This window comes from Rhizobium sp. NFR12 (genome assembly GCF_900108545.1).
Classification (GTDB): domain Bacteria; phylum Pseudomonadota; class Alphaproteobacteria; order Rhizobiales; family Rhizobiaceae; genus Neorhizobium; species Neorhizobium soli.
Genome location: NZ_FNWM01000012.1, coordinates 1 through 5793 on the forward strand (window position 1 = coordinate 1; position 5793 = coordinate 5793).

Below are 5793 nucleotides of genomic sequence, written 5' to 3' on the forward strand. Positions count from 1 at the left end.
ATCCTTGTTGCAACGATCTGGATGAGTTCGTCTCCGGCACCATGTCCGAACGTATCGTTGACGACCTTTAGGTTATCCAGGTCTGCCAGGATTACGCCCCAACCGCCCTCTAGGCGTTCGGTGTAATTCAGCAGAACCTGACTGAACTTTGCCCGATTGGGCAGTCCTGTCAGCACGTCGGTGTAAGTCAGGCGCTGACGCTCCTGGACCCGCTCCTCTCGCTCGATCGCGATCGCACAGAGATAAATGCAGGCGTCTACGATGCGCTGCTCTAGCTCGTTTGGTCCCCTGCACTCCCGGAAATAGAAAGCGAACGTCGCGACGACGCGGTCGGCACTGAAAATCGGCGTCGACCAACATGCCCTGAAGCCGAGCGGCAGAACCACATCCCTAAAATCCACCCAGCGAGGGTCATGTTCAATGTCTGTGACGGTTACCGCCTCCCCTTGGAAGGCCGCACTGCCACAGGAACCCACGGATGCCCCGATAGACACACCATCCAGCACGGCCGAATATGAGGAAGGCAGCGAGGGTCCAGCTAAAGGATGAAGGCGTTCGTCGCGAATTGACAACACCGAGCACACCGTCCCCGGAACCAAGGCTTCAGCTTCAAGGCATATTCGCTCGATCGTCGCCTGCAAAGCTTCGCCGCGGGCGATCATCTCGAGAATGACGTTCTGCAGTTTCAAGATCATAGGAACCCAGTCTCTCAACGGATACGTCACTCTGACATCCTAGCATTCATTTCGGGTTTCTGATGCACGTAAAAGTTTATCGAGATGAGCCTTTCTACAACGTCGCCTGCCCGCCGACAGATTGACGGTGGTGCCGCGCTACACGGCGGTCGGAGGCGCCGGATGACTTCGCGCACCGGCGAAAGACCTTTTTGGATAGCATGGGACGGAGTGGACGTGTGAACGTGGTGCAAGTGGCAGATTGACGTCGTTAGTCGCCGAGCAATGCTTCCGAGCTTCGGTCAATAGCCCGCTTTTGAGGGGTTGCAATGACATGTACTAGGTGTTCAGAATTCCATCAAAACGCGCAGCGATGAGACCAGATCTAACCCCTCAGAGAAGCGAGCGGCCCGTGGGCATGCTTTCATCCCAGATTCCGGAATTTGTACGCGACGTTGTGGCCACGGGCTGCAACATTTGCGCCGTAGGTCAAGAACACTACCTGTTTGGCGACGGCGACCTGAAAGACGAGGACTTCGAAAGAGTATCGGGACTTCTTGGCGACATAGACGCCAGGTACGGCGAGCGTGATCACCTGCGGGCGGACATAGTCGCTTACCTGCGAAGTATTGGACGCTACATCGATACAGACGACGTCCACGCGTTCCACAGCAATCAATAGGTCGCACGCTGAAATCGCCGCGCATTTTGAACTCGTCGTGGGAGAATGGGGTGGAGATGTCTATCTCGTGGTCCGTAGAGAGGGACACCTGTCAGACCGCGACTCGACGGTCGAAGCGGCTGGGTCGAGCCGCGAACTTCGCGGCTTCGTTCTCCGGCATCGGCGGCGAAAACAGGTATCCTTGAACACTTGTCCCTCCCAACGCCGTGAGGGCAGCAAGCTCCGCCTTCGTCTCGACGCCTTCGATAACGCAATCCAGTCCCATGTCAGCACTGAGTGCCAGCAAGGATTTGACGATCTTGTAGCTGGACGGTCGCGTATCCAAGTCCTTGACGAAGCTGCGATCAATCTTGAACTTCGTCAGCGGTAACGCATGAAGGCGCGTCAGGCTCGAGTATCCTGTTCCGAAATCATCAAGCGAAATTCCACACCCCAGGCTTCGAAGGGTTTCGACGGACCGTGTGACCTGCGCAAAATCGTGAGTGAAAGCCGTCTCCGTGATCTCGAGATCGAGCCGTTTCGGATCAAAGCCGCTACCTCGAATTATCCCGATCAGCGTCAAGACGCCGTCGTCGGAATTCAGGTCGTGGGCTGACAGGTTGAACGACAACCGCAGAGACTGCCTCCAGTTCGAAGCAGCAGCCAGCGCTTTCTTGAGAAGGGGCCTCGTGAGCGATCCGACGATGCCCGCTCTTTCAGCAATAGGAATGAAACAACCTGGAGAAATTTTGCCGAGCTGTGGGCTATCCCACCGCGCCAAAGCCTCAAACCCTAATGTTTCCAGGTCGCGAATGTCGACTATCGGCTGGAAAACGACCGAAAGCTCCTCATTGAGGTCAGCCTGCTTGAGCGCGCTTTCTATCCTGGCCTCGGCATTGATTTGGTCTTGATGATCGGAGTCGAATAGAACCGCTCCCCCGCGCAGCCTCCTTTTAGCGTGATAAAGCGCGTAGTCAGCTCGCTCGAACAGTTGCTCGCAACTGAGAGCCAGATCGGGAAATACCGCAATCCCCATTGACGCCGAAATGTGCACCGTACCTTCCGGCAAACGATAGGGCTCCTTCAGCTTCACCGAAATTGCATTGGCGTTCGTCACCAGCACTGTATTCTCCGGAGGAAGAGGAGCGATTATCGCGAACTCGTCACCGCCTAACCTGAACGCCGTGCTCGCCTTCAAAGTGGTCGACAGGCGGGTTGCGACCTCGACCAGGAGACGATCACCGACCGAATGACCGTAGAGGTCGTTGACGGGCTTGAAACCGTCTAGATCCATGACTCCAAGAGCTAGCCGCTCTCCCCGCGCTCGAGCCTTCACCAGCTCGGCTTCCAGTTCCGCGAAGAAGGCTCGGCGATTGCCGAGTCCGGTGAGGCTATCGAGATTGGCGAGCTTGAAATTCTCTCGGCTCAGGGCCTCGCTCTGCTGTTTCGAAACCACCATGCTTTCGAAATTCCGGTAGTTGGTCAGAAGGACTGACATCATGCTGGCGCAGACCAGCAACACGTTGATTGAGATAGCGACAAAGGTAGGCTGCGCCGTGGATACGAAGAACACGACGAAGGCACCATTGACCACGAGTGTCACGATGAAAGCCGCCGAACGCACGTACATCATGCAGAATATGCAAGAGATGACGGTAATCGCCATGTAGAAGGCGACGTGCGAGCGGGTGTAGGCGTCGCCGTACGGAAACAATGCAAAGGACCAGGCGGTAAAGGCGATAGCAAGGCCTCCCGCAAGCCGATTGGTACGCAGGAGAGCGGCATGCGCGAGTTCCGGAGAGAGATCCGCGTTTCTGGTTCTCAGCCAGAAGATCACTCTGATCACGCAGCCGACCGTGAGCAATGCCGGAACGCCCAGTGTCAACCAACCCGGCGCAACCCTCATGTGGGTCGTGGCGAGCGCCCACGTGCTGGAAAGCAGGATGAAGTACATCATCGGCATCTGTCGCGTGAAAGCCCGATATTGAGCTTTGAGAAGCTCGGGGTTTTCGCTTTGCACGGACAGGAATTCTCCGATACCGCGCCGTGCACTGTGCAGATTCATAATTTCGCCCGTCCGTTGATGAACGGTTCCTAACATGCCCATGTTACGATCTCGGAAATCAGCACGGTTAATCAAAGCCGGAGAGGCACCACGTTACCGACAAAAGCGTCGTTCTTTTTGATCTATACCAATCGAGTAGCGTCGAAATAGCAAATCCAGGAGTGTCGCTTTCAAATACTCCTATGCACCGAAGCCGTCCCTATCCGGGACTTGCGTGACTTCGACGACGACCCCCAAGTCAGGGAGATGATGGCGGTCGGGAGACACAGCGACGGTGCACGCCCCGTCTAATGTCTTGTTGACCTGAGCGGCACCTAAGCCGCGCGTCTGGAAGCGTGTCGGAGTTTCGACGAGCGATCGCCTTGACGATTAAGACATCCATCCATCCTTCAGTCCTGCCGCGAAAGCGTTATTCAATGCGCGGTTGAACTTAAATTCTGAAAACAACTTCCATTTAGGAACGATATCCGCACGGTTCTGTTGTCCCGCCACATGCAAGGGGTGGGTGATGCGTAAGGTACTGGTAGTCGACGATGAAGTTCTGATCCGTCTGACCGTGACGGACGCTCTTGAGGATGCGGGCTTTGAGGTCATCGAAGCGAGTACGGCAGACGAGGCCATGGACAAGATGGACGATTCTGCCATCCACTTCCTGTTTACCGACATCCAGATGCCCGGTCATCTTACAGGTGTTGACCTCGCCAACGAAGTGGCGGCGCGGTTCCCAGAGGCTGGGATAGTAGTCGCATCGGGCCGTATCAAGCCATGCGACGTCGACTTGCCCCCGTCGGCACAGTTCTACTCGAAGCCATACGACCTCAACCTCATAGTCGCGAGGTTTGAGGCAATGTCCCGCGCGCAGATCATCGATAGCTGACCGTTTCAGGTCCGAGAAGACATCTTGCCTTTCCAGTCCGTGACCATTGAGTCGAATGGCCACTGGCCGGAACCGTCCTGGCCCACCATTGCGCAGACCTGCCTTCCCCATACCAGGGAAGGACGTCGTGCGCCCGGAGATACCACGATGCGTATGACCATGCCCTCGGCGTCGGAAATTGCCCAGGCCTCCAGCTTCCTGACTTTAATCGGGAACGGGAAGCGTATGCTCATCCTAGATATCGTCAGCAGAAACGAAACCTCGGTTGGTAAGTTGGCCCTCATGGTGGGTCTGAGGCAGTCGGCTCTTTCGCAGCATCTGACCATACTGAAGAACGCCCACTTGGTGCAGACGCGACGCGATGCCCAGACGATTTATTACAGAAGCGAGTCTGCATCGGTCGCTTTGATACTGGCGGTCATCCACGAGATTTTCAACATCGACGTTCCCGCGTCCCAAGACGTCGATGGTGTCGACGAATCCGTGGTCGTGGAACTGCTCAGGCAGTAAGCGCGACAGCAGGAGATGTCGGCATGAACATCATCGTAGTCGACTTCCACGCGCGCTGGCGGGCGCCCGTCGTCATTATCGGAGACGAGCCGTCATCGACCGTCACCATCCTTGGTCCGGCTGACGCGTTGCGGTATCTGAGGACGTGCGCGGCCAGGTCGGACAGGGGTTACATCCGTGCAGTCGATCTCTGCCAACACGCCCTTCTGAACGGCGTTGACCCGGAATTGTCGCGTCCGCATTTTCTCGCCGCGTGCGCCAACTTGGGTTTAGAGGAGCCAGGCTAAGGCTGGAAGTAGCGATCAGGAGGCCAGGCGGCGCGCATCCAATGTCAGCGCGACAAGGCCGCCGACCGCGGCCCAGTGATAGGAGAACGTTCCGCCAAGATGGGCTGACACGGTCCGCTAAATCAGAATGCTGCGGTAGCTACCCGCACCTTGCGGTGTAATTACTTCGGGAGCGCCTGTTCGGTTCAGGCAAAAAACACGTCGTCGCCGTCGACCGACCCCGAGACGTCCTTCGGCTCAATCGCTGCCAAAGAAGACCCGACCCGTCACATATGCCTCTGCTACCCAATCCTCGGCACCTCTCCTGAAACGGCCGGAGAACGCCGTCTCGTCGTAGGGAGCGAGCGCCTGAGTAACGGAGGTCAGCGCATGGCGTAATTGGATCTTAGTCCTTGGCAAACACCGTAGCGGACTCTGAGGTGGAGACCATCGTGTTGTAGTCAGAGACAAGCCATTCGAGATTGTCGCCCGCGCCTTTGCGGGCGTCGCCTTTGGCCATTTCGAGTTTTTCGTCGAAATTGCGAAGCTTGGACAGGAGCGACGCCGGGCTGGACTCAAACACGTGGAATGAGTTGGGATGCTGCAGCGCGTAGTCGTCGAACTCCCGGACAGCCTGAGCGTAGGCGGCAAGCACTGATCTGAATGCAGGCATGGCGACCACGGGCCTTTCGTTTGTCGGCATAACGTCCATCACGGCCTCTGCCCGGAACATGACGTTT

The 5793-nt window shown here is 56.9% G+C and carries 5 protein-coding genes and 1 pseudogene; 3 read left to right on the forward strand and 3 right to left on the reverse strand.

Features of this window, described 5'->3' with window-relative positions; all coding sequences use genetic code 11:
* Positions 1-695 (reverse strand): GAF domain-containing protein (locus tag BLW69_RS22385; RefSeq protein ID WP_139283927.1); only part of this gene is annotated, 695 nt, incomplete at its 3' end.
* Positions 696-1447: 752 nt separating this feature from the next.
* Entirely contained in the window at positions 1448-3400 is a 1953-nt protein-coding gene (locus BLW69_RS22395; protein ID WP_092665520.1) for a putative bifunctional diguanylate cyclase/phosphodiesterase, read from the reverse strand.
* Between the two features lie 508 nt (positions 3401-3908).
* Here BLW69_RS22395 and BLW69_RS22400 point away from each other — a divergent pair.
* From BLW69_RS22400 to BLW69_RS22410, 3 genes are all read left to right on the forward strand, one after another.
* Positions 3909-4277, forward strand: coding sequence for a response regulator (locus tag BLW69_RS22400; protein WP_092665510.1), 369 nt, complete (start codon positions 3909-3911; stop codon positions 4275-4277).
* Positions 4278-4430: 153 nt separating this feature from the next.
* Positions 4431-4787: an ArsR/SmtB family transcription factor gene (locus tag BLW69_RS22405; RefSeq protein WP_175487311.1), complete on the forward strand. Its 357-nt coding sequence runs from the start codon at positions 4431-4433 to the stop codon at positions 4785-4787.
* A gap of 23 nt (positions 4788-4810) precedes the next feature.
* The gene (locus BLW69_RS22410; protein ID WP_092665514.1) at positions 4811-5074 is read left to right on the forward strand and encodes a DUF982 domain-containing protein; all 264 of its coding nucleotides are present in this window, start codon (positions 4811-4813) and stop codon (positions 5072-5074) included.
* A gap of 385 nt (positions 5075-5459) precedes the next feature.
* Here the strand turns inward: BLW69_RS22410 and BLW69_RS22415 are convergent.
* Positions 5460-5793: pseudogene (locus BLW69_RS22415) on the reverse strand (DUF3829 domain-containing protein); the annotation flags it as partial.